Annotated in this window: 27 protein-coding genes and 1 pseudogene; 17 read left to right on the top strand and 11 right to left on the bottom strand. The window is 70.0% G+C overall.

Features of this window, described 5'->3' with window-relative positions; all coding sequences use genetic code 11:
• Window positions 1-117: 117 nt before the first annotated feature.
• From ACFWGZ_RS22520 to ACFWGZ_RS22510, 3 genes are all read right to left on the bottom strand, one after another.
• Window positions 118-444 (bottom strand): hypothetical protein, encoded by a 327-nt coding sequence (locus ACFWGZ_RS22520; protein WP_382453517.1) that lies wholly within the window; start codon window positions 442-444, stop codon window positions 118-120.
• A 127-nt stretch (window positions 445-571) separates the two neighbouring features.
• Window positions 572-1,786, bottom strand: coding sequence for an acyl-CoA dehydrogenase family protein (locus ACFWGZ_RS22515; RefSeq protein WP_089918473.1), 1,215 nt, complete (start codon window positions 1,784-1,786; stop codon window positions 572-574).
• A 15-nt stretch (window positions 1,787-1,801) separates the two neighbouring features.
• Entirely contained in the window at window positions 1,802-2,431 is a 630-nt protein-coding gene (locus ACFWGZ_RS22510; RefSeq protein ID WP_382453516.1) for an SCP2 sterol-binding domain-containing protein, read from the bottom strand.
• 102 nt (window positions 2,432-2,533) lie between these two features.
• On the opposite strand from ACFWGZ_RS22510, the gene ACFWGZ_RS22505 reads away from it, so the two are divergent.
• Window positions 2,534-3,169 carry a TetR/AcrR family transcriptional regulator gene (locus tag ACFWGZ_RS22505; protein ID WP_382453515.1) on the top strand — a complete coding sequence of 212 codons (636 nt, stop codon included), beginning with the start codon at window positions 2,534-2,536 and terminating at the stop codon, window positions 3,167-3,169.
• Here the strand turns inward: ACFWGZ_RS22505 and ACFWGZ_RS22500 are convergent.
• Window positions 3,158-3,919 (bottom strand): MaoC family dehydratase, encoded by a 762-nt coding sequence (locus ACFWGZ_RS22500; RefSeq protein WP_382453514.1) that lies wholly within the window; start codon window positions 3,917-3,919, stop codon window positions 3,158-3,160. The genes ACFWGZ_RS22505 and ACFWGZ_RS22500 overlap by 12 nt on opposite strands.
• A complete protein-coding gene (locus ACFWGZ_RS22495) occupies window positions 3,919-5,154 on the bottom strand; it encodes a 3-oxoacyl-ACP reductase (protein WP_382453513.1) in 1,236 nt (411 codons plus the stop codon). The genes ACFWGZ_RS22500 and ACFWGZ_RS22495 overlap by 1 nt, the downstream gene beginning before the upstream one ends.
• Window positions 5,155-5,207: 53 nt before the next feature.
• Between ACFWGZ_RS22495 and ACFWGZ_RS22490 the strand changes: the two genes are divergently transcribed.
• Window positions 5,208-6,413, top strand: coding sequence for an acetyl-CoA C-acetyltransferase (locus ACFWGZ_RS22490; RefSeq protein WP_382453512.1), 1,206 nt, complete (start codon window positions 5,208-5,210; stop codon window positions 6,411-6,413).
• 175 nt (window positions 6,414-6,588) lie between these two features.
• The gene (locus ACFWGZ_RS22485) at window positions 6,589-6,798 is read left to right on the top strand and encodes a hypothetical protein (RefSeq protein ID WP_382453511.1); all 210 of its coding nucleotides are present in this window, start codon (window positions 6,589-6,591) and stop codon (window positions 6,796-6,798) included.
• A gap of 4 nt (window positions 6,799-6,802) precedes the next feature.
• Here ACFWGZ_RS22485 and ACFWGZ_RS22480 read toward each other — a convergent pair whose 3' ends face one another.
• On the bottom strand, window positions 6,803-7,417 hold the full coding sequence (locus tag ACFWGZ_RS22480) for an SIMPL domain-containing protein (protein WP_382453510.1): 615 nt from the start codon (window positions 7,415-7,417) through the stop codon (window positions 6,803-6,805).
• 154 nt (window positions 7,418-7,571) lie between these two features.
• On the opposite strand from ACFWGZ_RS22480, the gene ACFWGZ_RS22475 reads away from it, so the two are divergent.
• From ACFWGZ_RS22475 to ACFWGZ_RS22455, 5 genes are all read left to right on the top strand, one after another.
• A complete protein-coding gene (locus tag ACFWGZ_RS22475) occupies window positions 7,572-8,765 on the top strand; it encodes an AAA family ATPase (RefSeq protein ID WP_382453509.1) in 1,194 nt (397 codons plus the stop codon).
• 158 nt (window positions 8,766-8,923) lie between these two features.
• Window positions 8,924-9,070, top strand: coding sequence for a hypothetical protein (locus ACFWGZ_RS22470; RefSeq protein WP_167969512.1), 147 nt, complete (start codon window positions 8,924-8,926; stop codon window positions 9,068-9,070).
• 228 nt (window positions 9,071-9,298) lie between these two features.
• Window positions 9,299-10,150, top strand: a complete 852-nt coding sequence (locus tag ACFWGZ_RS22465) for an NAD(P)-dependent oxidoreductase (RefSeq protein WP_382453508.1) — start codon at window positions 9,299-9,301, stop codon at window positions 10,148-10,150.
• A 52-nt stretch (window positions 10,151-10,202) separates the two neighbouring features.
• Window positions 10,203-11,567, top strand: coding sequence for a S28 family serine protease (locus tag ACFWGZ_RS22460; protein WP_382453507.1), 1,365 nt, complete (start codon window positions 10,203-10,205; stop codon window positions 11,565-11,567).
• A gap of 15 nt (window positions 11,568-11,582) precedes the next feature.
• On the top strand, window positions 11,583-11,927 hold the full coding sequence (locus ACFWGZ_RS22455; protein WP_382453506.1) for an NTP pyrophosphohydrolase: 345 nt from the start codon (window positions 11,583-11,585) through the stop codon (window positions 11,925-11,927).
• On the opposite strand, the gene ACFWGZ_RS22450 is transcribed toward ACFWGZ_RS22455, so the two are convergent.
• Window positions 11,924-12,697, bottom strand: coding sequence for an HAD family hydrolase (locus ACFWGZ_RS22450; protein WP_382453505.1), 774 nt, complete (start codon window positions 12,695-12,697; stop codon window positions 11,924-11,926). The two genes, ACFWGZ_RS22455 and ACFWGZ_RS22450, sit on opposite strands and share 4 nt — an antisense overlap.
• A gap of 7 nt (window positions 12,698-12,704) precedes the next feature.
• Entirely contained in the window at window positions 12,705-13,391 is a 687-nt protein-coding gene (locus ACFWGZ_RS22445) for a TetR/AcrR family transcriptional regulator (protein ID WP_382453504.1), read from the bottom strand.
• A 97-nt stretch (window positions 13,392-13,488) separates the two neighbouring features.
• Between ACFWGZ_RS22445 and ACFWGZ_RS22440 the strand changes: the two genes are divergently transcribed.
• Window positions 13,489-14,406, top strand: coding sequence for an SDR family oxidoreductase (locus tag ACFWGZ_RS22440; RefSeq protein ID WP_382453503.1), 918 nt, complete (start codon window positions 13,489-13,491; stop codon window positions 14,404-14,406).
• Between the two features lie 26 nt (window positions 14,407-14,432).
• A complete protein-coding gene (locus ACFWGZ_RS22435) occupies window positions 14,433-15,101 on the top strand; it encodes a dienelactone hydrolase family protein (protein WP_382453502.1) in 669 nt (222 codons plus the stop codon).
• Here the strand turns inward: ACFWGZ_RS22435 and ACFWGZ_RS22430 are convergent.
• Window positions 15,098-16,114 (bottom strand): NAD(P)-binding domain-containing protein, encoded by a 1,017-nt coding sequence (locus tag ACFWGZ_RS22430; protein ID WP_382453501.1) that lies wholly within the window; start codon window positions 16,112-16,114, stop codon window positions 15,098-15,100. The two genes, ACFWGZ_RS22435 and ACFWGZ_RS22430, sit on opposite strands and share 4 nt — an antisense overlap.
• Window positions 16,115-16,235: 121 nt before the next feature.
• Between ACFWGZ_RS22430 and ACFWGZ_RS22425 the strand changes: the two genes are divergently transcribed.
• Together ACFWGZ_RS22425 and ACFWGZ_RS22420 are read left to right on the top strand one after the other, a co-directional pair.
• Entirely contained in the window at window positions 16,236-17,126 is an 891-nt protein-coding gene (locus ACFWGZ_RS22425; RefSeq protein WP_382453500.1) for a pentapeptide repeat-containing protein, read from the top strand.
• A complete protein-coding gene (locus ACFWGZ_RS22420; protein ID WP_382453499.1) occupies window positions 17,116-17,556 on the top strand; it encodes a hypothetical protein in 441 nt (146 codons plus the stop codon). The genes ACFWGZ_RS22425 and ACFWGZ_RS22420 overlap by 11 nt, the downstream gene beginning before the upstream one ends.
• 39 nt (window positions 17,557-17,595) lie before the next feature.
• Here ACFWGZ_RS22420 and ACFWGZ_RS22415 read toward each other — a convergent pair whose 3' ends face one another.
• Window positions 17,596-18,168, bottom strand: a complete 573-nt coding sequence (locus ACFWGZ_RS22415; protein WP_382453498.1) for a PIN domain-containing protein — start codon at window positions 18,166-18,168, stop codon at window positions 17,596-17,598.
• A gap of 3 nt (window positions 18,169-18,171) precedes the next feature.
• A complete protein-coding gene (locus ACFWGZ_RS22410) occupies window positions 18,172-18,663 on the bottom strand; it encodes a helix-turn-helix domain-containing protein (protein WP_382453497.1) in 492 nt (163 codons plus the stop codon).
• A gap of 91 nt (window positions 18,664-18,754) precedes the next feature.
• On the opposite strand from ACFWGZ_RS22410, the gene ACFWGZ_RS22405 reads away from it, so the two are divergent.
• From ACFWGZ_RS22405 to ACFWGZ_RS22385, 5 genes and pseudogenes are all read left to right on the top strand, one after another.
• Window positions 18,755-20,569: an NHL domain-containing thioredoxin family protein gene (locus tag ACFWGZ_RS22405; RefSeq protein WP_382453496.1), complete on the top strand. Its 1,815-nt coding sequence runs from the start codon at window positions 18,755-18,757 to the stop codon at window positions 20,567-20,569.
• Window positions 20,570-20,605: 36 nt separating this feature from the next.
• A complete protein-coding gene (locus ACFWGZ_RS22400; protein ID WP_330854810.1) occupies window positions 20,606-20,899 on the top strand; it encodes a co-chaperone GroES in 294 nt (97 codons plus the stop codon).
• A 282-nt stretch (window positions 20,900-21,181) separates the two neighbouring features.
• Window positions 21,182-22,972, top strand: a complete 1,791-nt coding sequence (locus ACFWGZ_RS22395) for a VanW family protein (RefSeq protein ID WP_382453519.1) — start codon at window positions 21,182-21,184, stop codon at window positions 22,970-22,972.
• Between the two features lie 123 nt (window positions 22,973-23,095).
• Entirely contained in the window at window positions 23,096-23,824 is a 729-nt protein-coding gene (locus ACFWGZ_RS22390) for a DUF1206 domain-containing protein (protein ID WP_382453518.1), read from the top strand.
• Window positions 23,825-23,951: 127 nt separating this feature from the next.
• Window positions 23,952-24,986, top strand: a pseudogene (locus ACFWGZ_RS22385) (Cmx/CmrA family chloramphenicol efflux MFS transporter); the annotation flags it as partial.
• Between the last annotated feature and the right edge of the window lie 44 nt (window positions 24,987-25,030).

Genomic DNA, 25,030 nt, shown 5'->3' with positions numbered 1-25,030 from the left:
CCACCTCAGCCGGGCGTCACTTGATCTGCATGCCCGAGATCATCCGCGACACCACGAGCCGCTGAATCTCGCTGGTGCCCTCGAAAATGGTGAGGTCTTGCGCTGGGGCCGGGCTGATCATGGCGTGTCGGGGTGACGCCCTTCGTCTGTCAGGACCCGTTCGACCCACTCGAGAAAGCTGGGCAGCGCCTTGTCGGAGCTGTAGCAGTCCCGCTCGGTGGCGACCACCAGTGCTTCCAGGTGCGGCCATCCCATGCGCAACGCGTTGTAGTGCGCCTGGCCCTCGCGCTGGCTGGGGTTTCGTCGCATCACCTCGTCCACGAGATCGAGGTACCTGCTGATCGCGTCCACTGCGCCTCCCTGCGGTGACGCTAGCTCGATGGCCGTTGGCGCGGAGCGTCGGCGGGCGTCGATCGCCGTGCCTGGCTCGATCAGGGTGACCACGCGCGCGATCGACCTGGCCGGTGCTGGCTGTGAGCTGGACCCCTGCGCGCCGCCGTCGGCGGCGCGCCTTGAGCCTCGCAAGACCCCGTCCCCTCAGACGGCCTGAGGACGACCTGGAGTGATCAACTCACTTGATCTGCATCCCAGAAATCATGCGGGACACCACAAGCCGCTGAATTTCGGAGGTTCCCTCGAAAATGGTGAAGATCTTCGCGTCCCGGTGCATCCGCTCCACCGGGTGCTCGCGCGTGTACCCGGCCCCGCCGAGGATGTGGATCGCCCGCTCGGTGGCCCACACCGACACCTCGGAGGCCTTGAGCTTCGACATCGAGCCCTCGCCCGCGGTGAACGGGACGTTGTTGCGCCCCATCCACGCCGCCCGCCACACCAGCAGCCGCGACGCGTCGATCTCCATCCGCATGTTCGCGAGGTCGAACGCGATCGACTGGTTCTCGATGATCTTGCGCCCGAACGCCTCGCGGTCCTTCGCGTACTCCAGCGCGTAGTCGTACGCGGCGCGTGCGACGCCCACGGCCATGGCGCCCACGGTCGGGCGCGTGGTCTCGAACGTCGCCATCGCCGCCTGGCCGCCCGCGCGAAGGCCCTCGCGTGCCCGCGCGAGTCGCGCTTCCAGCCGTTCGCGTCCGCCCAGCACGCAACGGCCGGGCACCCGCACGTCGTCCAGGAACACGTCGGCGGTGTGCGACGCGCGCATGCCGTGCTTCTTGATCTTGCCGGGCGACGACAGGCCCGGCGTGCCGGGAGGAACGATGAAACCGGCCTGGCCGCGGGAGCCCAGTGCGGGGTCGACGACGGCGGTGACCACGTGCACGTTCGCGATGCCGCCGTTGGTGGCCCAGGCCTTCTGGCCGTTCAGGACCCACTCGTCGGTGGCCTCGTCGTAGCGGGCGCGGGTGCGGTAGCCGGCGACGTCGGAGCCCGCCTGCGGTTCGGAGGCGCAGAACGCGGCCAGCTTCGGGTCCGACTCGTCGCCGAAGCACTCGGGCACCCACTCGGCGAGCTGCTCGGGTTCGCCGCCCGCGAAGATGCCCGCGACCGCGAGGCCGGTGCCCATCAACGACAGCGCGATGCCCGCGTCACCCCAGAAGAGCTCCTCGGTGGCGATCGGCAGCGACAGGCCGATCGGGTCGGCGAACCAGGTCGCGAGGGCTTCGAAGCCGTAGAGGCCGATCTTCGCCGCCTCCTGGATCACCGGCCACGGCGTCTCCTCGCGCTCGTCCCACTCGGAGGCGGCCGGCCTGATCACGTCGCGGGCGAAGCCGTGCACCCAGTCGCGCAGGTCGGTCTGGTCTTCGTTCAGTTCGAGCGAGAAGCCACCCACTGCAAAACCTCTCCGTCAGGCCTTCGGGATGTTGAACAGGCTCATGAACCCGGCCGCGAACCCCAGGTCGCCCTTCACCTTCAGCTTGCCCGTCATGAACAGCACGGGGGCCGAGGCGTTGCCGGTCGCGAGCTTCAGGAAGTCGGCGGGCGTCAGCGTCACGACGGCGCGGGCCTCGCGCGTCACGCCCTTGTTGATCGTGCACTCGGCGTTCTCGATGATCGCCTCGTAGACGTCCTCGAGGACGTGGAAGTGCACGACGGCCTTCGTCGCGCCGGCGCGGTCCGCGCGGAAGTGGACCTCCATGCGGCGGAACACCTCGTCCAGCACGCGTTCCCGCAGCGCCGGGTCGGCGACGACGGCCTCGATCTGGTCCTTCGACGCGCGCGAGATGATGCGGGCGAAGTTCGACGGGTCCATCTTCGCCAGGTCGAAGTCGGCACCGCCGTCGGCGAGCCTGCCCAGTGCCCTCAGCAACGCCGCGAAGTCGTCCTTGCCCAGCTTCTTCGGGTCGATGCCGCGGGCGATGACGTCGATGTCGACGCCCTTGAGCGCGGGATCGTCCGGCGAGACCTGCTCGAGCGTGCTGATCAGCTCGGCCGGGCCGAGCTTGGCGATCGCCTCGGTGCTGAGGTCGAGCGTCATGGGTGACACCTCCTGGTACCTACTCGCGAGTAAGACTACTGGTGAGTAGATATGGCGGCAACCCGATCGGATAATCTTGCTGATCCGAACTGAGGGGTAGTGATGCGCACAGAAGGTCGAGCCAAGCGCTTGCCACGCGCGGTACGCGAGCGGCAGATCATGGACGCCGCCATCGACGTGTTCTCGCGGCTCGGCTTCCACGCGGCCTCGATGGACGAGATCTCCGAGGTCGCGGGCATCTCGAAGCCGATGCTCTACGCGTACCTGGGCTCGAAGGAGGAGCTGTTCGCGACGTGCATCCGGCGCGAGGCCACGCGGATGATGGAGGCCATCGCGACGGGCGTCGAGCCCGACCAGGCACCGGACGTGCAGCTGTGGAGCGGCCTGCGCGCGTTCTTCGGCTACGTCGGCGAGAACCGGTCGAGCTGGCAGGTGCTGCACCGGCAGGCGTCCACCCAGGGCGGGCCGTTCGCGGTCGAGCTCGCGGACATGCGCGGCCGGGCGGTGTCGCTGGTCGCGGCGCTGCTCACCCGGTCCACGAAGGCCCCCGCGACCACGCTGGAGGCCGAGTCGCTGGCCGCCGCGCTGGTCGGGGCCGGCGAGTCGCTCGCCGAGTGGTGGCTCGACCACCCCGAGGAACCCGCCGGCGTCGTGGCCGCGCGCCTCATGAACCTCGTCTGGATGGGCTTCGGCGACCTCGTCGACGGCAACGTCTGGCATCCACCGTCACGACGCTGACCCGAGCAGGTGGGGTCCCTTGCCCCACACGCCGAACTCCCAGCCGTCGACACCCTCGGACGCCGAGAACTCGACACGGCCGGGGATGAACAGCGGCTTCTTGAACCGCACGTCGACCGTCACGGCCGCGGGCAGCCTGCCTTCCAGCGCCGCGAGGCAGCGCGCCTTGGTCCACATGCCGTGCGCGATCGCGCGCTGGAAGCCGAACACCTTGGCGCCCAAGGGGTGCAGGTGGATCGGGTTGCGGTCGCCGGACACCGCGCCGTAGCGCCGCCCGATGTCCGAGGGCACCCGCCACACCGCCGAGGGGTCCGGCCGTCGCAGCTCCTCGCCGGACCCGGACGCGCCGCCGGTGCGCCGCAGGTAGGTCGACACCCCTTCCCAGACACCGGAAACCGACGTCACGACGTCGACCTGCGTGCCCTGCGGATGCGGGCGCAGGTCGCGCGCGGACACCGTGATCTCCAGCGGTTCGTCCAGCGTGAGCGGGCGCGACTGCGTGATCCGGTTCGCGACGTGCACGAGACCGGGCAACGGGAAGGGGAACCCCGCACCCGTCATCAGCTTCATCTGCAACGGGAAGCCGAGCACGTGCGGGTACGTCAACGGCAGCGCGTCGCGCAACCCGAAGCCGCACACCGAGTTGTAGGCCGCGAGGTGCTCCAGCGAGACCTCGCGGGTGTCCGAGACCGGTTGGGCGGCAAGCGTTTCCCCGCGCCGGAACGACGTCAGGGCGGCGCGCAACAACATCACGCCCCCATCAGCATCTGGCCGCAGACCCGCACGACGTTCCCGTTCACGCCGCCGGAACCCGGCGACGCGAACCACGCCACGGTCTCCGCCACGTCGGACGGCAGCCCGCCCTGCGACAGGCTGTTCATCCGCCGCCCGACCTCGCGCGTCGCGAACGGAACGGCCGCGGTCATCTTCGTCTCGATGAAACCGGGCGCGACGGCGTTGATCGTGGCGCCGCGCTCCGCCAGCACGGGCGCGAGCGTCTGCACCATCCCGATCACGCCCGCCTTCGAGGTGGCGTAGTTGGTCTGGCCGACGTTGCCCGCGATGCCGGCGATCGACGACACCCCGATGATCCGCCCGCCCTCGCGGAGCACGCCGCCGTCGAGCAGCGCGGCGTTGATCCGCTCCTGGCAGGCGAGGTTGACCTCCAGCACCGCGTCCCACTTGTCGGAGTCCATGCGCGCCAATGTCTTGTCGCGCGTGATGCCCGCGTTGTGCACGACGACGTCCACGCCGCCGTGCCGTTCCATCAGGTACGAGGTGAGCCGTGCCGGATCGCCGGTGATGTCGAGCTGCAACGCCGACCCGCCGACGGCGTTCGCGACCTTCGAGAGGTCCTCGCCGGCCGTGGGGACGTCCAGGCACACCACGTGCGCGCCCTCCCGGCCGAGCACGGTCGCGATGGCCTCGCCGATGCCCCGCGAAGCGCCCGTGACCAGGGCGACCTTGCCCGTCAGCGAGTCGCCCGCAGCGGCCCCGGACACCCGGACGACCTGCCCGGACACGTACGCCGACCGGCCGGACAGCAGGAACCGCAGCGTCGACTCCACGCCGTCCTCGGCGCCGTCTGCCACATGCACGAGGTTCGCCGTGCCGCCGTGCCGCAGCTCCTTGCCGACGGACCGCACGAACCCTTCGAGCGCCCGTTGCGCCACGGAGTCGGGCGACCGTCCGATGACGACCACCCGCCCGCACGGCCCGAGCCGGGTGATCGCGGGGTGGAAGAAGTCGTGCAGCTGCCGCAGGTCCGCGACGGAAGCGAGGTCGGACGCGTCGAACACCAGCGCGCCGTACGGGGCGGGTCCTGTTTCGAGCTGCTTCAGGAAGGGCAGCCGGGTGGCGCCGCCGACGAGCACCGGCGTGGCCAGTGCGGCGTCCCGGCGCAGCGGGTGCGGGTTCGGCAGGCCGAGCCTGCGCACGAGCCGACGGCCGAGCCCCGAGGTCGCGAACTTCTGGTACCTGTCCACGGCCCATAACCTACTCGCTAGTAAGTCTACCCGCTAGTAGGTAGTATGCCGGCATGCGAGTAGCGATCATCGGCGGCAACCGCATCCCGTTCGCCCGGTCGAACGGCCCGTACGCCACCGCGTCGAACCAGGACATGCTCACGGCAGTGCTGGACGGCCTGGTGAGCCGCTTCGGCCTGCAGGGCGAACGCCTCGGCGAGGTGGTCGCGGGCGCCGTGCTCAAGCACTCGCGCGACTTCAACCTCGTCCGCGAGTCGGTGCTGGGCAGCAGGCTCAGCCCCGAGACGCCCGCGTACGACCTCCAGCAGGCGTGCGGAACGGGAATGCAGGCGATCGTCGCCGTGGCCAACAAGATCGCGCTCGGCCAGATCGAGGCGGGCATCGCGGGTGGCGTCGACACCACCAGCGACGCGCCGATCGGCGTCAACGAGAACTTCCGCAAGCTGCTGCTCGAGTTCAACCGCACCCGCAGGGTCAGCCTCCTGACCAGGCTGCGCCCGAGCCACGTCGTGCCGCACCTGCCGCGCAACGGCGAACCGCGCACCGGCATGTCGATGGGCGAGCACGCGGCCATCACCGCCGATCGGTACGGCATCACGCGCGAAGACCAGGACGAACTGACGGCGCGCAGCCACCGGAACCTCGCCCGCGCCTACGACGAGGGCTTCTTCGACGACCTCGTCACGCCCTACCTCGGCCTGACCCGCGACCAGAACCTGCGCCCGGACAGCACCGCCGAGAAGCTCGCGAAGCTCAAGCCGGTCTTCGGCGACACGATGACCGCCGGCAACTCGACCCCGCTCTCCGACGGCGCCTCCGCGGTCCTGCTCGCGACCGACGAGTGGGCGCGCGAGCGGAACCTTCCGGTGCTCGCCCACCTGACGTTCGCCGAGACCGCCGCCGTCGACTACGTGCACGGCGACGAGGGTCTGCTGATGGCGCCGGTGCACGCCGCGCCGCGCATGCTGGCCAAGGCCGGTCTGGCGTTGCAGGACTTCGACTTCTACGAGGTGCACGAGGCGTTCGCGTCCCAGGTGCTCGCGACGCTGAAGGCGTGGGAGAAGGAGCTCGGCGAGCTCGACCGGGCGAAGCTGAACGTCAACGGCTCGTCGCTCGCGGCGGGCCACCCGTTCGCCGCGACCGGTGCCCGAATCGTGGCGACCGCGGCGAAACTGCTGCACCAGAAGGGAAGCGGGCGCGGTTTCGTGTCGATCTGCGCGGCCGGCGGTCAGGGGATCACGGCCGTTCTGGAACGCTGACGTTCCAGGAAGTCCTTGACCGGTATGGCGAATGACGAGTCCCGTCCGGTTGGCCGTCGGGCGTGATTTCCGGCGGAGCTCCGGGCACACTTCAGGCACCGCTGCGAGCGGACCTGGGGAGTGGGGGCTCATGCAGGTGGATCCGGAACAAGACCCGATACTCGCACGCGCACTGGTGGCGACACTGCGCGACGAGTGGCGGCCGGCGGCCGACGCGATGGCGTCGGCCCGGCACTGGGAACGCCGCGCCTACGTGCTGCTCTCGCTGGCACTGGACGCCGCCCGGCGCCTCGACTGGCTGAGCAGCTGGCTGCGCGCCCGGCCCGGCGACGGTGACGCGAGAGCTGTGCAGTGCGCCGTCGAGACGCTGCACGGCACCGGCTGACGGCTCAGTCGAGCAGCGACCAGGCCGCCGTGCACACCGCCGACACCGTGATCTGCTGCGCCTTCAGGTTCAGCTGGTCCACCATCCCGGCAGGTCCGGCCATCTCGAACGACGCCGCGCCCCGCATCATCTTGGGCGAGTAGCCGCCGCCGTTGTCCGTGTCGCCGATCCGCAGCAACGGCCCGAGCCGCCGCCCCAGCGCCGATGCGTATCCCTCGGCCCGACGCAGCGCATCGGCCACGGCGGCCGTCTGCGCTTCACGGATCGCCTCGCCGTCGTCGACGAGCGCCCACGACGGGCCGTTGATCCACGACGGCTCGGCCTGCACCAGCTCCGCCAGCAGGCCGTCGAGCCGGTCCAGGTCCGACACCCAGATCACGTACTGCTGCTGGGCACGGCTGCCCACGCGCTGGTTGTTGTCCCAGTTGTCGTGCACCGACAGCTGGCGCGAGCGGACCTCGAAGGTCTCGAGCAGCGGCTCGACGGCGGAGATGCGCTGGTTGAGCGTGCTCACCGCCTCGGAGCGCTCGGCCCCGACCGCCTCGAACGTCACGTCCACCTGGGCGCGGTCGGCGGTGCGCTCGACCTCGCCGGTCCCCTTCGTCACGACTTCAGCCACGCACCCCAGCCAACCTGCCGCTCGGTTCATCCGCAACTATTGCCCAATCTAGGATCATCACTAGATAAACGGATACAGGGGCATCCAGCCGCACTTCGAGGTTCGTCTGCGCGTCTCTACGGCCACCTCTAGAAACGCCGATACGGTGCGAGCCATGGACCCGGTGCGCAACCCGTTCGCCCCCGGTGCAGGCCAGCGGCCTCCCGAGCTCGCCGGCCGGGACAAGGAAGTCGGAGCGTTCGAGGTGGTGCTCGAACGCGTGGCGCGCGGCCGTCCCGAACGCAGCCTCGTGCTGACGGGACTGCGCGGCGTCGGCAAGACGGTGCTGCTCGGCGAGCTGCGGTCCATGGCGGTCAAGCGCGGCTGGGGTGCGGGCAAGGTTGAGGCGCGGCCCGACGCCGACCTCCGCCGCCCCCTGTCCGCCGCGCTGCACCGGGCCATCCGGGACATCGCCGTCCGGCACCGCGCGCCGGACCGGGTCGAGGCGATCCTCGGCATCCTCAAGGCGTTCGCGCTGCGGGCCGCGCCGGACGGGGCCAAGCTGCGCGACCGCTGGCAGCCCGGCATCGACGTGCCCGCGGCGAGCGGCCGGGCCGACTCCGGCGACATCGAGATCGACCTGGTCGAGCTGTTCACCGACGTCGCCGAGCTCGCGCAGGACGTCGGCACGGGCGTCGCGCTGCTCATCGACGAGATGCAGGACCTCAAGCCCGAAGACATCAGCGCGTTGTGCGCGGCGTGCCACGAGCTGTCGCAGCTCGGCGCGCCGCTCGTGGTCGTCGGTGCCGGTCTGCCGCACCTGCCCGCGGTGCTGAGCGCCGGCAAGTCGTACTCCGAGCGCCTCTTCCGCTACGTCCGCATCGACCGGCTCAGCCGCGAGGACGCCGACCGCGCGGTGCTCGCCCCGGTCGAACGGGAGGACGCCGGCATCACCGACGAGGCGCTGGACGCGCTCTTCGACGCCTCCGGTGGCTACCCGTACTTCATCCAGGCCTACGGCAAGGCCGCCTGGGACGCGGCTCCGGTCGACCCGATCAGCGCGGCGGACGTCTCCGTGGCCGCTCCCGAGGCCGACGCCGAGCTCGCGGTGGGCTTCTTCGGCTCCCGATACGAGCGTGCGACGCCCGCTGAACGCGAGTATCTCCGGTCGATGGCCGAGTTGACCGACGGAAAGGATGCGGGCGTCAACACCGCCCAGGTGGCCGAGCACCTCGGCCGCAAGCCGTCGTCGCTGTCGCCCGCACGGGACTCGCTCATCAAGAAAGGCCTGGTCTACAGCGCGGAGCGGGGCCAGATCGCCTTCACCGTGCCGCACTTCGGGAGGTTCCTGCTCGGTCGCGAGGACTGATGGCGGCTCCCCGTCGTTGTCCGGTCGTTCACGTTGTCAGCCGATGATTCATCGGCATGTGCCCCACCTCACCGGATAATCGCGTGCTTTCGTGCGCACGAAGGTGCATACTTGGGTTACCAACCGAACAGACCTCCGAGAGGGAAGTGCAGACCGAGATGAACTTCGCAGCGAAGCTCCGCGCCCGTCGTGCCGAGGCGCGCAACCGGAAGGCCGTGGCTCGCGCGATCGACATGGCCACCACCCCGGCCATGCGTCACGAGCTGATGGCCATCGCCCAGGCTCAGGTCACCACCCTGCGCTGACTCACGAACCCGGCACTCGCACGGCGCCCCGGCGCGAGTGCCTCCCCCACTCGAGGCCCCTGGAGCACCTCCCGCGCTCCAGGGGCTTTGATCTGTTAAACGTGATCCACGACACAGTATGATGGCGTTGTAACAGTGCACGTCGGTCCGCCGATGTCACGGTTGACCTCGCGGTGCTGTCGGACCCCCGACCTGGCAGCACCGCGAGGTTTCTTGTTTGCTGGGGACATGAAGATCGCCGTGCTCGGCACCGGCCTCATGGGTGCCCCCGTCGCCGCCAACCTCGCCGCGGCCGGACACGAAGTCCGGGTCTGGAACCGCACGCGCGCCAAGGCCGAGGCGCTCGCCGAGAAGGGCGCCACCGTCGCCGACACCCCGGCCGCCGCCGTCGAGGGCGTGGACGTCGTGCTGACCGTGCTCAACGACGGCGCCGCGGTCACCGCGGCCGTCCAGGCGGCGGCGGAGTCGCTGCCGCACGACGCCGTGTGGATCCAGGCGTCGACGGTCGGCATCGGGGCCACCGAGGACCACATCGCGCTCGCCCGCTCGCTCGGGCTGGAGTTCGTCGACGCGCCCGTGCTCGGCAGCACCAAGCCCGCGGCGGAGGGCAAGCTCGTCGTGCTCGCGTCCGGTGCCGACGAACTGCGCGAGCGCGTGCAGCCCGTGTTCGACGTGATCGGCGCCCGCACGATGTGGGTGGGCGAGGCCGGCGCGTCGACGAAGCTGAAGCTCGTCGCGAACAGCTGGGTGCTCGCGCTGACCGCGGCCGTCGGCGAGGCGGTGTCGCTCGCGGAGGCGTCCGGGCTCGACCCGAAGCTGTTCCTCGAAGCCGTGACCGGTGGCGCGATGGACACGCCGTACCTGCAGATGAAGGGCAACGCGATCATCGAGCGGTCGTTCGAGCCGGCCTTCACCGTGCAGAACGCGCTCAAGGACGCCCTGCTCGTCACCGAGGCCGCGGTGCGCGGCGGCGTGCAGCTCGACGTCGCCCAGGCAGCGGCCGCCCGGCTCAACCGCGCCGTCACGCAGGGCCACGGCGACGAGGACATGGCCGCGTCCTACTACGCGAGCCGCGAATAAGCCCGACGATCGGCCGGTCCGGCGGGGCGCGCGGGCTCACTAACGTGGGCGGGTGAACAGACTCGTACGCTCCCTGCTGGCGTTCGGCCTGGTATCGGCGCAGGTCATGGCCACAGCCGCGGTGGTCTCCGCGGCACCGGACGTCAAGGACCGCATCGCCGCCCTCCCCGGTGTGCGGATCATCAGCGAGGGGACGTCCGGCACCGCCCGGACGTTCCTCCTCGGCATCCAGCAGCCCGCGGACCACCGCGAGCCGCGCGGCCAGAAGTTCGAGCAGCGGCTCTCGTTGCTGCACAAGGCGGAGTCGAAGCCGATGGTGCTGCACACCTCCGGCTACCACCTCTCCGGCGCGAGCGCGTCCGAGCCCGCCCGGCTCGTCGACGGCAACCAGATCAGCGTGGAGCAGCGGTTCTTCGCGCCGTCCCGCCCCTCGCCCGCCGACTGGGACGACCTGACCATCTGGCAGGCCGCCCACGACCACCACCGGATCGTCGCCGCGTTCAAGAAGATCTACGGCGCGCGCTGGCTCTCCACCGGCGCCAGCAAGGGCGGCATGACGTCCGTCTACCACCGCCGGTTCTTCCCCCGCGACGTCGACGCCACGATCGCTTACGTCGCACCGAACGACGTGGTGAACGACCGCGATGTCTACGGCGACTTCATCCGCAAGGTCGGCAACGACCCGACGTGCAACCGTCGTCTCGAGGGCGTGCAGCGGCAGCTGCTGCAGAACCGCGACGCGATGGTGCAGCGGCTGGAAGCCAGGGGGTACACGTACAAGCAGTTCGGCAGCGCGCACCGGGCGCTGGAAGTCCTCGTCCTGGACACGCCCTTCACGTTCTGGCAGTACGGGAACCAGGAGCAGTGCGCGCTCGTGCCGGGCGAGGGCGCTTCCGTCGACGCGCTCTGGACGTTCATCGACCAGACCGTCGGCTGGGACTTCTACACCGACGCGGGCGTGGCGCCCTTCGAGACGTACTACTACCAGGCGGGCACGCAGCTCGGCTGGCCCGCGGCCGACGAGTCGGCGGTGCGGGACCTGTTGCGCTACCCCGGTTCCGGCGTCCCGCGCACGATGGTGCCGGCGTCGATCGAGTTCCCGCGCTTCGACCGCCACGCGATGGCGGACGTGGATCGCTGGGTGCGCCACCAGGGCTCGCGCCTGCTGTTCGTCTACGGCGAGAACGACCCGTGGAGCGCGGAACCGTTCCGCCTCGGGCGCAGCACGCGTGACTCGATGTCGTTCGTGGTGCCGGCCGGCAACCACGGCTCCAACATCGCGCGTTTGCCGGAGCAGGAGCGCGCCGCCGCGACGGCCGCGGTGCTGCGCTGGGCCGACGTGTCCGCGCCGGTCGTGACGCTGTCGGCGGACGAGGGCCCGGACTCGCTCGACGCGCTGCGCGCCCGCCGGGGCTGAGGCACGCTGGAAGGCGTGAAGCCGTTGCTCGTGGTCGATGCCGCCAACGTCGTGGGTTCGGTGCCCGACGGGTGGTGGCGCGACCGCGCGGCAGCGGCCGAACGCCTCCGCGACGCGTTGCGCGGCCGCGACGAGGAGGTGGTGCTCGTCGTGGAAGGCAAGGCGCGCACCATTTCCTCCGTCGACGACGTCCGGGTCGTCTCGGCACCCGGCGAGGGTGACGACACGATCGTCGAGGTGGTGCGGACCGAGGGCGTCGATCGGGCCGTGACGGTGGTGACCGCCGACCGCGCGTTGCGGCAGCGGGTGGTGGAGCTGGGCGCCGAGGTGGCGGGACCGACCTCGGTGCCGCGCCGCTAGAGCAGGAAGAGGCTTTCGAGCACCTGCGCCACGCCGTCCTCGGTGTTGGGCGGCGCGTGGTTGCGGCAGGCCTGCTTCACGAGCGGGTGCGCGTTGCCCATCGCGTACGCCGTGCCGGCCCACCCGAGCACCGACAGGTCGTTGGGCATGTCGCCGAACGCGATCACCTCGTCCTGGGCGATTCCCCTTGCGGTGCACAGGGATTCGAGCGTCACGGCCTTTGAGACCCCCGGCGGGCTGATCTCGAGGAGCCCGAGCCCGCCCGAGTGCGTGACGGTGACGTGCTGGCCGACGGCCTCCCTGGCGATCTCCATCATGTGGTCGCTCTCGGCGTCCGGCGCCCACGCGAGCATCTGCACGACCTGGTGCGCCTCGTCGAAGACGTGGTCGAGCAGTTCGAGCGTCCGGTGCGGGTTGTTGGAGCTGAAGCCGCGGAAAGCGGGCTCGCACAACACTTCCAGCCCGGTCTCGACGGCCATGCCGACGTTCGGGATCACCTCGGCCAGCGTCTCGCAGACCTTCCGCACGACGTCGAGCGGCAGCGTCTGCGCGTGCGTGACCTCCTTGGCGGTGAGGTCGTAGATCATCGCGCCGTTGGAGCAGATCGCGGTGCCGGTGAGCTCGAGGTCCTGCACGAACCGCGGCGGCCGCGCCGTGACGACCACGACGTCCGCGCCGACAGCGTCGAGCGTGGCGCGCGTGCGGTCGCTGAGGACCCCGCCCGGCCGCAGCAGCGTGCCGTCGAGGTCGGTCGCGATCAACCTGATCATCGACCGATTATCGGGCCTGGTGCTCCTGCGCGGGAACGACTTTCGCCCGGGCGAGCAGCCCGAACGCCGTCACCTCGACGGTGCGGCGCACGACGTCGGCGTAGGCGAGGCGGGTGGCCGCCAGTGCCGGGTCGGCCTCGTAGGCCGCGAGCACCGCCTGCGGCGGGCGGCTGGCCGGCCAGGCGGCCATCATCACCAGCAGCAGGGTCTCCATGAGCACTCCGGCACCGTCCTCGCCCAGCTCGGGCAGCTGCCGGGCGACGAACCCGGCCGACGCCTCCAGGTGTCCCCTGACGACGCGCTTGTGCCGCACGGCCGTCTCGGTGGAGATGTTGCGCTCCAGCACGGTGATCTCCGCGCTGATCAGCTCGCACAGCACCGGCCGGCTCGCCAGCGAGGAGACGAAGAGCTCGGCCAGCCGGTCCACCCGCTCCTCGACCGGACCGGTGAGCTCCTCGACCTCGACCGCGGCGACCAGGTCGGCGATCTCCGCCTCCAGCAGTTCGAGCAGCACCGCCTCGCGCGACTCGAAGTAGCGCAGCACGTTGGCCTTGGCGAGGCAGACCCGGCGGCTCAGCGCGGTGAGCGTCAGCTCGGCGACCGGCATCTCGGTGAGCATCGCGGCCGCGGCGCCGAGGATCTGCCGCCGCCGCTCGTTGCGCTGCTCGTCGGTGCGCGCCCGCTGGAAACCCATGAGGGGCATGTTACAGACCAGCGGTACTTTACTAAGAGACCGTCGGTACGTTAGGTTGGCGGCATAAGAGACCGCCAGTACGTTACGAGGGGTTGTCATGTACCAGGTTCCTGACCAGCGCGGAAAGCGCATCGTCGTCACCGGCGCGAACAGCGGCACCGGCAAGGAGGCGGCCAAGCGCCTGGCGGGAGCCGGCGCGGACGTGGTCCTCGCGGTGCGCACCGAGGCCAAGGGCGAGCAGGCCCGAGCCGAGATCCTGGCCGCACACCCCGGCGCTGCGGTCGAGGTCCGCCACCTGGACCTCGCGTCCCAGACCTCGGTGGCCGCGTTCGCCGAGGAACTGGTCGCCGACGGCAAGCGGTTGGACGTGCTGGTGAACAACGCCGGCGTGATGAACGTGCCCGCGCGCACGGAAACGGTCGACGGCTTCGAACTCCAAATGGCCAGCAACTTCCTCGGCCCGTTCGCCCTCACGGTCCGTCTGCTGCCGCTGCTGCTCGCCTCCGCCGCACCCCGCGTCGTGACCATGAGCAGTGGCGCCTCCCACCGCGGCCGCATCGACTTCGACAACCTCCAGGGCCGCCGCGGGTACAGCCCGACGCTGACCTACTCGCGCACGAAACTCGCCAACCTGCTGATGACCCTGCACCTCGCCGACCTGGCGGCCGAACGGGACTGGCCGCTGCTGTCGATCGCTGCGCACCCCGGCTACACCCGCACGAACCTCGTGAACGCGGGCCCGCGCCTGAACGGCGGCAAGCCCGGCCTCCTCGAATCGATCGTCTACCGGGCCGTGCCCTCGCAGGGCGTCGAGCAGGGCACCGAGCCCCTCCTGTACGCGACGGCCGACCCCGCTGCCGTCGCCGGCGGCTACTACGGACCGCGGTGGGTGCTCGTCGGTCCGACCAGCCCGGCCGCGATGCCCGCGACCGCGCGGGACAAGGCGGTGGCGGCGCGGTTGTGGGCGGCGGCGGAACGGCTGACCGGCACGTCCGTGGAGGTCGTCAGCGGGTGACGCCCACCCTCCGGCAGGATCACCCCATGACCCATCGCGTGAACGACATGCCGTTGCCGCTCTGGCTGCCCGAGTCCGGTTCGGGCCCCGGCATCGTCCTGGTCCAGGAGATCTTCGGCCTGGACGCCTACCTCCAGGGCATCGCGGAGAAGCTCGCCGCGCTCGGCTACGTCGTGGCCGTCCCCGAGCTCTTCCACCGCTTCCAGCCCGGCTGGGTCGGCGAGCACGACGAGGCCGGCATCCAGCGGTCCATGGAGGTCGCCGGCGGCCTCGACTTCCCGCTCGCCGTGCAGGACGTCGTCGCGTCGGTCCAGTACCTGCGCGGGCTGCCCGAGGTCACCGGCGGGGCCGGCGTGCTCGGCTTCTGCCTCGGCGGCACGCTCGCCTACGCGGCGGCCGTGGCGTCGGACCCGGACACCGCCGTCGCGTTCTACGGCTCGGGCGTGCCCGACCAGATCGGCACCCTCGACCAGGTGTCGTGCCCGGTCCTCTTCCACTTCGGCACCGAGGACGAGTACATCACCGACTACCAGAAGGTCGTGGACGCGGTGGAGGACCGCGAGAACGCCGAGGTCCACCTGGAACCCGCCGGCCACGCGTTCCTCAACCACCTCGGGCCCTGGTACGACCAGGCCGCCGCCGACCGCGCGTGGGACATCACCACGCTGTTCCTCGGCCGCACGCTGCCCGCCTAGGCGATGCACGGCACCGCGAGCTGCTGCGAGAAGAACCTCTCCAGCGGCTTGCGGTGCAGTCGCCGTTCGACGGCGATCAGCTCGTTGCGCCGGTAGTGCCGCACCTGCGTGCTCGTGACGACGAACCCGTTGCGTTCCGTGGTGGGCATCTCGTCGTAGAGCAACGCGTGCTGTCCTTGCGGCACGACGACGTCGGCCAGTCCGTCCGGGATCTCGCCGGCCCGCGTCGCGATCGTCGCGGCCAGTGCGTCCGGGCGGTTGCGCAGGCGGCGGTGCGGCCACGGGACGCCGTGGTGCTCCGCCTCCAGCGTCCTGTGCAACGCCCTGGCGGCGTGCCGGATCGCCTTGATCGAGTCGCCGGTGAGCACGTGCGCGGCCGGGTCGTCGAGCGCGGTGTCCCTGCGGAAACCGGTGCAGGCGATCACCTTGTCGTAGCGCAGCTCCCCGGTGCCGTCGATCGTGGCGACGAACTCGTTGCCGTCCCTGGCGATCCGCTGCACGGAACGCCCGACGGTGTGCGTCAGCCGCGCCGTCCCGGAGATGTGGTCGGCCGTCTCGAACGCGCTGCGGCCGCGGCCGATGATCAGCACGCGCTTGCCCGCGTACTCCGTCGGATCCGTGTCGGCGCTCGCGTACGTCGCCGCGTGCTCGATTCCGGGAATGCTCGGCAGGTGCTGTTTGAGGCCCGTCGCGATGATGACGTGCCGCGCGCCGAAGCGGCTCACGTCGGTGACCGGCGTGTTGTAGCGGATGTTCAACGGCCGCGCGAAGTCCTCCAGGTAGCGCACCAGGTCGTCGGCGCCGGGGAAGGACCTCTTGCTGTAGCGCGAGAACGGCGGGCCGTTGAACAGCGAGTTGTCGTCCGTCGAGAGCACCCGGTGTCTGGGGAACCTCCGGAAGAAACCCGCCGCTTCCGGGCCTTCCTCCACGACCACGTAGTCACGTCCCGCGAGTTGGAGAAAACGCCCCATCTGCAGACCCGCCGGACCCGCACCGACAACCAGGTACTCCACCACCACGCACCTCCCGGCGTCCTCTACGCCAAAGATGGCGCAAAAGTTCAGGCGGGCGGATACGTTCCATCATGTGGATTCCGGCCTGCTCTGGTCAATCAGACGGCACATAGGACTCGTGGTGCTGATCGGCCTAACGGTCTTTGCTCTGGCCGCCGCACTGCTCTGGGCCGCGCTCGGTTTTCCTTCCGCCGCAACGGCCCGGCTCGACATCATCAAGGTCGCCCTGACCGTGGTGGCCGGGGTCGGCGGTGTAGTCGCGCTGGTGGTGGCCTACCGCAAGCAGCGCATCAGCGAGTCCGCCGAGGTCCGCGAACGCGTGAAGCTGCTCAACGACCGCTTCGGCGCCGCCTGCAACCAGATCGGCAACGAGAACCCGACCGTCCGGCTCGCCGGCGTCTACGCGCTGGCCGCGCTGGCCGACGAGTGGCCGGAGCAGCGCCAGGTCTGCATCGACGTGCTCTGCTCGCACCTGCGCGTCCCGTACGAGCCGTCGACGGACTCGGAGTGGCACCACGACGCGGAGTCCGAGGTGCGCCTGACGATCACCAGCCTGATCTCCCAGCACCTGCGCGACGGCGCGCGGGTCAGCTGGCGCGGCCACGACTTCGACCTGGTCCGCGCGGTGCTGCGGTCGGCCGACTTCGCGGGCGTCCACCTCACGTCCGGCACGTTCTTCCTGAGCCTGGCGCGGTTCCCGGCCGGCTGGATCTCGTTCGACGGCATGGTCGTCGACGGCGGCGAGGTCTGGTTCGGCGGCGCGACCTTCGACGGCGCGCGGGTGACGTTCGACAGGGCCGAGTTCCGCACGGGCCGGGTGCAGTTCCAGGGAGCGGACTTCGCCGGCGGCGAGGTGTCGTTCCGCGGAGCGCGGTTCCTCGGAGCGGAGGTCGACCTCTCCGAGGCGCAGATCACCCGGATGCCGGTGTTCGACGAGGGCGAGAAGCCCGGTCTCAAGCTGCCGGCCGGTAACGCGGCCGCGGACACGCCGATAGTCGTGCGTGAGCGATGAGCCGACCTCGGCGCGTTGGTACGTCGCCGGAGTCCTGGGGTTCGCGGTGGCGCTCTGCCTCGTGCTGGTGATCGCGATGAACGGGTCCGGCGCGAGCACCGCGCCCGCACCGGCGTCCCCGGCGGCCACGGAGACGTCGACGACCACGGTGTCCGCGAACCCGCTCGACGGCATCCTGGTGGGCAACTGCCTGCGCAACAGCGGCACGGACGACAGCCCCGCGATGGTCGCGGGGAGCTGCGGGCGCGGCTCGTTCGTGGTGCTCGCGCGGAACACCGGAACCGTCGACACGAACGTCTGCGCCGCCGTCGCCAAGCACACGCACAACTTCACGGTCGAGAAGTACGAGCTGACCATGAGGGACGGCAACGAGGTCCGCCGCGATCTGAGCGTGCGCGACTCGTACGTGTTCTGCCTCGAACGCCAGTAGTCCACATCCTGGACTTCTCGACGTTCTGATGTCAGCTGGTCAACTTCTCCAAGCGCCGAACGCACTGGCACCGCGTACCGCTTCGGCGAACCCGTTGCAGCGGTGACTCTCGTTGGCGAGGATGTCGAGCAGGTCGTCGACGGTCCGAGGTGCTCGCCGGTATCGAGAGACCTGTCGCCGAAGCGCCGCGATCACGAGTTCTGGGACGAGGTCGAGCTGATCGAGCAGGAACTCGTCCTGGTGCAGCACTTCGATGTCGAAACTGGTGACGGTCGTGGGAGGAAAGTCCTTCAGATTTTCGGTGACCAGCAATTCGGCTCCACCGAACACGGCTGCCGCCAGAACGTGCCGGTCCTTGGGGTCGTTCTCCATCATGCCGACCAGGTGCTGGTAGCCGGTCACCTCGGCGTCGGGGAAGTGTCGCCGCATCTGTCCGAGCCGGTGTGCCACCTGGTGTTCGGAGGCGCCTCGTTTGCGCAGGTTCCGATCGAGTTCGGCCATCACATCAGCGGACCAGAGCGGACGGTAGACGCCACACTCGCTGATCGTCAGCAGCGTGTCGCACAGATAGGGCTTGAGCAGGACGCACGTATCGATGAAGACGGGAAGCACTGATCACCTGAGGTCGTCGTTCATCGGCAACCGTTCGACCGGCGTCTCCAACGGCAGGTCGTAAAGGCCGCTGTCTTCAGCGTCGCGGACCATCTCGTCGAGCCCGGCGGCGTGCGCTCTGCGGGAACGGTCCTGGTAGGCGAGGAGATCCGCCAAACGGACTCGCCGATGCCTGCTGGGCTGTTCGTACGGGATCTCACCCGCCTCCAGCAACCGCACCAGAGTCGGCCTGGAGACGCCCAGCAGGTGAGCAGCTTCGCTGGTGGTGAGAACAGTGTGCTGCGGTGCGACCGTTATCGCCAATCCCCGGGACATCGCGAACACGACGTCCCGCAGCACGTCGAAGATCTCCGGTGGCAGCGGGAGATGCGTGCCGTCAGGTGCGACGAGCGCGGCGGTCTCACTCCCTGAACGAGCCAGTGCGGCGACCCACGGGGACAAGCTCTCCGGCCGTGCCGGAGGCAGCACCGTTCGCTCACTCGCGCCTGCGGTCATGGTTTTATGCTAGCCCAAAACGAACAAAACGAAAGCGGTCCACATCCTGGACGCCGGAACAGCGAAACCGTCCACCGTGTTGGATACGGTCGTGACGACCGCCAAGCGCCGTGCCCGTGTCCGAGCCCCCGAACTGGTCGGACGCGGCTGGCTGAACACCGGTGACGAGCAGGTCACCCTCAAGGGCCTGCGCGGCAAGATCGTGCTGCTCGACTTCTGGACGTTCTGCTGCATCAACTGCCTGCACGTCCTCGACGAGCTCCGCCCGCTGGAGGAGGAGTTCGAGGACGTCCTCGTCACGATCGGCGTGCACTCGCCGAAGTTCGTCCACGAGGCCGACCCGGACGCGCTCGAGGCCGCCGTCGAGCGCTACGGGGTGCACCACCCCGTCCTCGACGACCCGGAGCTCACGACCTGGCAGAACTACGCCGTCAAGGCGTGGCCGACGCTCGTGCTGGTCGACCCCGAGGGCTACGTCGTGCACGTCGCCGCAGGTGAGGGCCATGTCGAGGCGCTCAGGACGGTCATCGGCGAGCTGGTCGCCGAGCACGACGAGAAGGGCACGCTGCACCGCGGCTCCGGCCCGTACCGGGCACCGGAACCGGCGAACACCACGCTGCGGTTCCCGGCCAAGGCGATCGTCACCCCGAGCGGCACGATCCTGGTCAGCGACTCGGCGCACCACAGCGTCGTCGAGCTCGAAGCCGACGGCGAGACGCTCGTCCGCCGCTTCGGCACCGGCGAACGCGGCCGGCAGGACGGCCCGCACCCCACCTTCGCCGAACCCGCCGGCCTCGCGCTCGTCCCCGGCACCAGCCAGGTCGTCGTCGCGGACACCGTCAACCACCTGCTGCGCGGCCTCGACCTCGACACCGGCGAGGTCACGACGCTGGCCGGCACCGGCGAGCAGTGGCGCGACGGCGAGACCGACGGACCGGCCGACAAGATCGACCTCACCAGCCCGTGGGACGTCGCGTGGTGGAACGGCGGCATCGCCATCGCCATGGCCGGCAACCACACGCTGGGCTTCTACGACCCCGCCGACAACACCGTCCGCCGTCTCGCGGGCACCACCGTCGAGGGCATCAACGACGGACCGGCGCCGGAGGCGTTCTTCGCCCAGACCTCCGGGCTCGCCGCCGACGGCGACCGGCTCTGGATGGTCGACTCCGAGACCAGCGCGCTGCGGTACCTGGAGAACGGCGAGGTCACCACGGTCGTCGGCAAGGGCCTGTTCGCGTTCGGCCACAGGGACGGCGACGCGGACGAGGCACTCCTGCAGCACCCGCTCGGCGTAACGGTCCTCGGTGACCACTCGGTCGCCATCAGCGACACCTACAACAACGCCGTCCGCCGCTACGACCCCGCCACGAACACGCTGACCACCATCGCCACGGACATCGCCGAGCCGTCCGACGCGCTGGTCGTCGACGACGAGCTCGTGGTCGTCGCGTCCGCGGCCCACCGGCTCGAACGCTTCTCCGCCGCCGCCACGAAGATCGACGGCGAGGCCCACCAGGTGAAGCGGCCGTCCACCGACATCGCGCCGGGGACGTTCGAGCTGGCCGTCGTCTTCACGCCGCCGACCGGGACGAAGCTGGACGAGCGGTACGGCCCCTCCACGCGCCTGGAGATCACCAGCTCACCCCCGGAGCTGATCCTCGAGGGCGCGGGCGTCGGCACCGAACTGGTACGGGCGTTGCGGATCAACGATTCTGTCACGAACGGAGTTCTGCACGTCGTAGCGCAGGCCGCCAGTTGCAGTGACGATCCTGCCGACGAACACCCGGTCTGCCGTCTGACCAGGCAGGACTGGGGAGTCCCCGTTCGAGTGGTTGCCGATGCACCTACCCGGCTGCCGTTGCTCATGGGCGGCATGGACGAAGGTCATCGGCAGGGCACGTAGACTCTGCTGGTGCCTGATGTCAAGCTCGAGATCCAGATGCTGTACGACCGCGTCATGGTGCGCATCTCGCCGGAGGACGGCGAGCGGCGGTCCAGCGGTGGCATCGTGATCCCCGCGACGGCCCAGATGGCGAAGCGGTTGGCGTGGGGCGATGTGTTCGGAGTCGGTACCAGCGTGCGCCACGTGAAGGTCGGCGACCGGGTGATGTTCAACCCGGATGATCAGCTCGAGGTCGAGGTGCAGGGCACCACGTACCTCGTGATGAGGGAGCGCGATCTGCACGCGGTTGCGACGGAGCTCACCGAGCACGGCACTGGTCTGTACCTGTGAGCCGCCGGTTCGTGATCTGCGCCTGATAGCTACACCACATACGCCGCCTCGACAGACAGGGCAACGGGGAGAGCTGTGCCGTACGACGCTGACAAGACGAGAGCGATGCCCCCGGTGGGTCCCGGCGGCACGGCCTCGGAGCAGACCGCCAAGATCAACCCGGTCCAGGCGGACGCTGCCACGGCTGCGTGGCCTTCCGAGGAGCCCGACACGAGCGAGCCGACCGTCTCGACGGCCGTGCCCGGTGTCGGTTTCCCGGCGAGCGAGGACGCCACCGAGTACATGCGCCCGGTGACGCCGCCCGAGCCCCGGCCGGAGGACTCCGGCGTCTACGGGCCCGTGATGATCGAGCCGGGCGAGGACGACGCCCCGCCGAAGAACACGAGGAAGAAGGCGCTGATCGTGGCCGCGGCCGTGGTCGGCGCGTTCGGCCTGCTCTGGGGCCTCGACATCCTCGTCTCGAGCGGCAACGTCCCGCGCGGCGTGACCGTGGCGGGGGTGGACGTCGGCGGCATGAGCCACTCCGACGCCGAGAAGAAGCTGCGCGACGAGATCGGCCCGCGGCTGAGCAAGCCCGTCGCGCTCAAGGCGGGCGACGTCACGGCCGAGCTCGACCCGAAGTCCGCGGGTCTGGAGCTCGACTGGAACAGCACGATCGACCGCGCCGGCAGCCAGCCGCTCAGCCCCATCACCCGCGTCACGTCGTTCTTCACGAGCCGCGAGGTCGGCGTCGCGACGAAGGCCGACGACGCGAAGGTCTCCGGGGCGCTCGAGGCCCTGCGCCCCAAGCTCGACCACGAGCCCACCGAGGGCACCATCAAGTTCGAGGGCGCCACCCCCGTCGCCGTCGAGCCGCACGACGGCCAGAAGCTCAAGGCCGAGGAAGCCACCGGCGCGGTCATCTCCCACTGGGCCTCCGGCAGCCCCGTCGACGTCCCGATGGACTTCACCCCGGTGAAGACCACCAAGGAGGGCGTCCAGAAGGCCCTCGACGAGGTCGTCAAGACGGCCGTGTCCGGCCCGGTCAAGATCAAGGGCGAGGGCAAGGACGCGAACCTCACCCCCGAGCAGATCGGCGCCACCCTGGCGTTCGCCCCCGGCGACGGCGGCGCGCTGAACGTCTCGGTCAACAAGGACAAGCTCGTCGAGGTGGCCGCACCGCAGCTCAAGGACACGGTCAAGGAGGGCAAGGACGCCCAGATCGTGTTCGAGGGCGGCCGGCCGATCGTCAAGGAGTCGGTCGACGGCCTCGACCTCGACTGGGACAAGAACCTCCAGCCCTACTTCGACACGGTGAAGAAGACCGACGGGCGCGAGGTCAAGTTCGAGTACAAGCACACGCCCGCCAAGGTCACGACCGAGCAGGCGAACAAGATGGGTATCAAGGAGGTCATCGGCGAGTTCCAGACCGGTGGCTTCGCCGCGGCGTCGGGCGTCAACATCCGGGTCGTGGCCGAGAAGGTCAACGGCGCGATCGTGAAGCCCAAGGAGACGTTCAGCCTCAACAAGTACACCGGCCCCCGCGGCACCGCGCAGGGCTACGTCGAGGCGGGCATCATCGAGAACGGCATCCCCGGCATGGCGGTCGGCGGCGGCATCTCGCAGTTCGCGACCACGCTCTACAACGCGTCGTACTACGCGGGCATGAAGGACGCGGGCCACAAGGAGCACAGCTACTGGATCACGCGGTATCCGAAGGGCCGCGAGGCCACCGTGTTCATGGACGGCGCGGGCAACAGCCTGATCGACATCGCGTTCACGAACCCGGACGACACGGGCGTCGCGATCCAGACGGTGTGGACCGGCTCGTCGATCAAGATCGTGCTGTGGGGCACCAAGAACTACGACGTCACCGGCTCCACCAGCGGTGAGTTCAACCCCACCCAGCCGCAGGAGAAGAAGGTCACCAAGGCGGGCTGCACGCCGAGCAACGGCGCCCCCGGCTTCTCCGTGACCGACACCCGCACGATCACGGACCGCCGCAGCGGCCAGTCGCGCAACGAGTCGCGCACGGTCCGCTACGACCCCCAGTTCAAGATCATCTGCGAGACGCCGCCACCCGCCGGCGGCTGACGGACAATTCGGATTCGAAGTCGTGATTCACAGTGGCCACGAACGGGTAGTCACCCGTTCGTGGCCACTGTTGCGCATGAGGCGCGAAGACACCCCGTCGTCCAGACGCTGGGGCGGGTGGGGATGGTTGTGTACGGGGCTGTCCACGTGCTCATCGCGTGGCTGGCGCTCCAGGTCGCGTTCGGCGGAGGCGCCAAGCGGACCGACTCGAAGGGCGCGCTGACCGAGATCGCGGACGGCGGCGCCTGGCTCCTGTGGACCGTGGCCATCGGCCTGGTCTTCTTCGCCGTCTGGCAGCTCATCCTCGCCCTCGTGGGCTACACCTACATCGGCAAGCAGCGCAAGCGCATCTCGAAGCGCATCGGGTCCGCCGCACGCGCCATCACCGCCGGCGGTATCGCGTTCGGTGCCTTCAAGTACGCCACCAGCGGCAGCAGCGGCAGCCAGACCGACCAGAACCAGGAACTGACCGCGCAGGTCCTCGGGTGGCCCGGCGGGCAGTGGCTCGTCGGCGCCGTCGCGATCGGCGTGCTCGTCATCGCGGGCGTCATCGCCTACAAGGGCTTCAAGAAGTCCTTCGAGAAGGACCTCGACATGAGCCGCGTCCCGTCGTGGGTCGAGCCCGTCGGCCGGATCGGCTGGATCGGCAAGGGCTTCGCGTACGGCGTGATCGGCGTCCTCGTCGGCCTGGCGGCGATCAACGCGGACCCGGAGCAGGCCGGGGGCATGGACAAGGCGCTGCACACGCTGGCGGCCCAGCCCTACGGCATGTTCCTGCTCAGCGCGGTCGCGATCGGCATCGCGGCGTTCGGCGTCTACTGCTTCGTCGCCGCGCGTGCACTGAAGGAGTGAAAACCGCGGTGCGCCACGCGGTGCTCGCGCGCTAGCGTTGCGGTTGTGGTGAGTCCGGAGGCGAACAGGTTCGGGGCTGCGGTTGTGACCGTCAGCCCCTGACACCTCTTCGCCTCCGGAGTCGTTCGTGCCCCTTCCGCTGTACCTGCTCGCCCTGGCCGTGTTCGCCATGGGCACCTCGGAGTTCATGCTCGCCGGCCTGCTGCCGGCCATCGCGACCGATCTCGGCGTGCCCGTGGGCACCGCCGGGCTGCTGACCTCGGCGTTCGCCCTCGGCATGGCCGTCGGCGCTCCGCTGATGGCCGTGGTCGCCCGCACCTGGTCGCCCCGCCTCAGCCTGTTCTCGTTCGTCGTCGTGTTCCTGGCCGCGCACGTGGCCGGTGCACTCGGGTCGGACTTCACCCTGCTGCTCGTGACCCGAGTGGTCGCCGCGCTCGCCAACGCGGGCTTCCTGGCCGTGGCGCTGTCGACGGCTTCCGCTTGGGTGCCACCGGAACGCCGCGGGCGGGCGCTCGCGGTGTTGTTGTCGGGCACGACGGTGGCCATGATCGCCGGTGTGCCGGGCGGATCGCTGCTCGGCACCGCCTTCGGTTGGCGCGCCACGTTCTCCGCCGTCGCCGTGCTGTGCGTCCCGGCGGCGTTCGGTGTCCTGAAAGGCCTTCCGGCACGTGCCGAGCGCGCCGCCCCGCCCGCGTTGCGGCCGGAACTGGCCGAGCTCGCCACACCGCGGCTGCTGCTGGTCGTCGTGCTCGCCGTGGTGGTGAACGCGGTGACGTTCGGCCACTTCACGTTCCTCGCCCCGGTCGTCACGGGCGTCGCCGGGCTGAGCGAGTGGTGGGTGCCCGTCGCGCTCGTGCTGTTCGGCGCCGGCTCGTTCGTCGGCGTGACGATCAGCGGCAGGCTGGCGGACTCGTCGCCGCGGCCCGTCGTGGTGCTCGGCGGACCGCTGGTGCTCGTCGGCTGGTGGAGCCTCGACGTGCTCGGCACGAACCCGATCGCGTTGCTGCTGCTCGTCTTCGTGCTGGGAGCGCTGTCGTTCGCCGTGGGCAGCACGCTGATCGCGCGCGTCCTGCACCACGCGTCGGGCGCACCGACGATGGCCGGTTCCTACGCCACGGCTGCGCTCAACGTCGGCGCCGTCATCGGGCCGATCGCGCTTGCCTTGTGAGGAAGTGAAAAACGGGCCTGCGCACCTCGGGCAGGAGG

This window comes from Lentzea sp. NPDC060358, assembly GCF_042725365.1.
Classification (GTDB): Bacteria; Actinomycetota; Actinomycetes; order Mycobacteriales; family Pseudonocardiaceae; genus Lentzea.
Note: the sequence above shows the minus strand (reverse complement) of the source record. Positions and strands in the feature narration are given on the sequence as shown.

Coding starts and splice junctions, on each gene's coding strand:
- ACFWGZ_RS22410 (WP_382453497.1), bottom strand. CDS start 18,663: ATGACCGCAGGCGCGAGTGAGCGAACGGTGCTGCCTCCGGCACGGCCG.
- ACFWGZ_RS22490 (WP_382453512.1), top strand. CDS start 5,208: ATGCGAGTAGCGATCATCGGCGGCAACCGCATCCCGTTCGCCCGGTCG.
- ACFWGZ_RS22445 (WP_382453504.1), bottom strand. CDS start 13,391: ATGGGTTTCCAGCGGGCGCGCACCGACGAGCAGCGCAACGAGCGGCGG.
- ACFWGZ_RS22440 (WP_382453503.1), top strand. CDS start 13,489: ATGTACCAGGTTCCTGACCAGCGCGGAAAGCGCATCGTCGTCACCGGC.
- ACFWGZ_RS22465 (WP_382453508.1), top strand. CDS start 9,299: ATGAAGATCGCCGTGCTCGGCACCGGCCTCATGGGTGCCCCCGTCGCC.
- ACFWGZ_RS22390 (WP_382453518.1), top strand. CDS start 23,096: ATGGTTGTGTACGGGGCTGTCCACGTGCTCATCGCGTGGCTGGCGCTC.
- ACFWGZ_RS22500 (WP_382453514.1), bottom strand. CDS start 3,919: ATGTTGTTGCGCGCCGCCCTGACGTCGTTCCGGCGCGGGGAAACGCTT.
- ACFWGZ_RS22400 (WP_330854810.1), top strand. CDS start 20,606: ATGCTGTACGACCGCGTCATGGTGCGCATCTCGCCGGAGGACGGCGAG.
- ACFWGZ_RS22435 (WP_382453502.1), top strand. CDS start 14,433: ATGACCCATCGCGTGAACGACATGCCGTTGCCGCTCTGGCTGCCCGAG.
- ACFWGZ_RS22470 (WP_167969512.1), top strand. CDS start 8,924: ATGAACTTCGCAGCGAAGCTCCGCGCCCGTCGTGCCGAGGCGCGCAAC.
- ACFWGZ_RS22450 (WP_382453505.1), bottom strand. CDS start 12,697: ATGATCAGGTTGATCGCGACCGACCTCGACGGCACGCTGCTGCGGCCG.
- ACFWGZ_RS22505 (WP_382453515.1), top strand. CDS start 2,534: ATGCGCACAGAAGGTCGAGCCAAGCGCTTGCCACGCGCGGTACGCGAG.
- ACFWGZ_RS22395 (WP_382453519.1), top strand. CDS start 21,182: ATGCGCCCGGTGACGCCGCCCGAGCCCCGGCCGGAGGACTCCGGCGTC.
- ACFWGZ_RS22475 (WP_382453509.1), top strand. CDS start 7,572: ATGGACCCGGTGCGCAACCCGTTCGCCCCCGGTGCAGGCCAGCGGCCT.
- ACFWGZ_RS22510 (WP_382453516.1), bottom strand. CDS start 2,431: ATGACGCTCGACCTCAGCACCGAGGCGATCGCCAAGCTCGGCCCGGCC.